Consider the following 1,887-nt stretch of genomic DNA (forward strand, 5'->3'; position numbering starts at 1 on the left):
TATATTTAGATAGTACATAATTAATCAGAATACTTTACATAAACATCTTATAGGATCCATATGACAGAGGTTGAAATTAAGTTTGGATTTCCACTTTTCTCAAAAGAAACTGCTTTAGTAAACTTGGGAAATAATCAAAAATTAGTTATTTCTGATATTTGGGCATTTTGGGACTACGTCATCAAAAAAAGAACGAGCGACAGGAAAGAAAGAAACTTTTTACAATCTCTCTTAGAACAAGCAAAACACTTTTACCTTACCGCTGAATCAAGCCCTGTCAAAAGTCAACCTCTTCTTTTTTATTACTCATTTTTAAATTTTGCCAAGATACTTATAAACATGGAGGGTGAGTTTGGTTTTGAAAAAATGTATATGCATGGGATTAACGAATCTCATAATAATAAATTCATACATTCGGTTATATATAAACAAAAACAAAAAGAGTTAGTGGTTCAAGTAGCTCATGAATTAACTTCACTTTTTGAATCGGGTATTTCTGTTGACGCTATTACTATCAATGTAAAGTCTTTACTCAGCCATTGTGTGGGAATACATAGAGCATATGCTGAAATTTATAAACAAAAAGAAATCTTTCATAAAATTGAAAAACACAATCTCTATAAACATGGTAAGCAATTAATTTTTAAAGCGGAAATTAAATGTAATTCAAATGAAATAGAACTTTTAACAGCTCAAAATTATAACTTAATGGAAGAAGAAGACGGGAAAATTTTTCTTTGCGAACAAGTTACAATGTCCACATATAACCCATCAAGAAAAGATTATGCCAACTTAAGCAACCTCTTAAGAAATAAAGGTATTTGGTATTTTATCGGAAATGATGGATATACTATGTATATATCAAATTCAGCTAATGATAGATATAGCCAAGAATCTATTATCTATATGACTATGTTTTATCTAGGTTCTATAACTCGTTATCATCCTTATATGTTTGATGAAATATTCTCCGATAGAGAACAATGGTTAATGAGTGAGTTTCTAAGTACGCAACCAAAACAATTTTTATATTTAGCGACTGCTAGAGTACTAGGACAAAGTGTTCTTAAAGCATATGCAAGCTTTTAAATAACAAGGTAGATTAATGAGTAATATTCCTTTCACTTTTTTAACATATGCTTCAGAAGTACTTGGCAATACCGATACAGGATTGTCGGGTGGCAAAATTGTCAAACTATTTTTAGCTTACGCTATAGATTTCAACATTAATATTCCTTACGCTTCGCTTCCTTTAAATGCACCAAATAAAAGAACTGCCCTGCTTGAAAATCTCAAATGTTTTGAACCTGCTCAACAATACAGAATTATTCGTGAGTTATGTGAGAGTCCCCATCTACCTAAACCAATCGACACTAGTATTAACAATTTAAAAATTCAGTTAATTGCAAGATATGGTCATCAGTTTGGTTCTACTTCCTCAGAAACACTAAATCAAACTTTAGTCGAGGAAGCAAAACATTGGCTAAGTGAATATCCTTCGTGTTTAAAGCAATATGAATCAGCTCTATGTAAGTTTGACAATAATATTTTTGAACGTAATCTTCTCGATGACCTGAGACTTGCATTAGAACTATTACTTAAATCAATTTTTAACAATGATAAGTCTTTAGAAAATCAATTAAGTGATATAGGTAAATTTGTTAATAAAAATGGTGGCTCCCCATACTTTTCAAATATGTTTCAAAAATTGATTGATTATTACTCAAAATATCAAAATACTTTTGTAAAACATAATGATGCTGTAATTGAACAAGAAGTTGAATTTATATTTGAAATGACTTCATCATTCATGAAGCATTTAGTAAAACTCAATAGCTAAAATATTTTTCTTGGGGGACAATTGGGGGATCAATATAATTATAATAA

General features: G+C 29.8%; 2 protein-coding genes. Both read left to right on the forward strand.

All coding sequences use genetic code 11. The features are described 5' to 3' along the window. Window positions 1–60: 60 nt before the first annotated feature. Complete coding sequence (locus KPC_RS19445) at window positions 61–1,089, forward strand: YaaC family protein (protein WP_121975951.1); 1,029 nt, start codon at window positions 61–63, stop codon at window positions 1,087–1,089. Between the two features lie 16 nt (window positions 1,090–1,105). Continuing rightward, window positions 1,106–1,840 carry a hypothetical protein gene (locus tag KPC_RS19450; RefSeq protein ID WP_121975952.1) on the forward strand — a complete coding sequence of 245 codons (735 nt, stop codon included), beginning with the start codon at window positions 1,106–1,108 and terminating at the stop codon, window positions 1,838–1,840. The last annotated feature ends 47 nt before the right edge of the window (window positions 1,841–1,887 follow it).

The organism is Acinetobacter stercoris, from assembly GCF_900323515.1.
Classification (GTDB): domain Bacteria; phylum Pseudomonadota; class Gammaproteobacteria; order Pseudomonadales; family Moraxellaceae; genus Acinetobacter; species Acinetobacter stercoris.

Excerpts from the sequence above, each read along its gene's own strand:
- KPC_RS19445 (WP_121975951.1), top strand. The coding sequence starts at position 61 with ATGACAGAGGTTGAAATTAAGTTTGGATTTCCACTTTTCTCAAAAGAA.
- KPC_RS19450 (WP_121975952.1), top strand. The coding sequence starts at position 1,106 with ATGAGTAATATTCCTTTCACTTTTTTAACATATGCTTCAGAAGTACTT.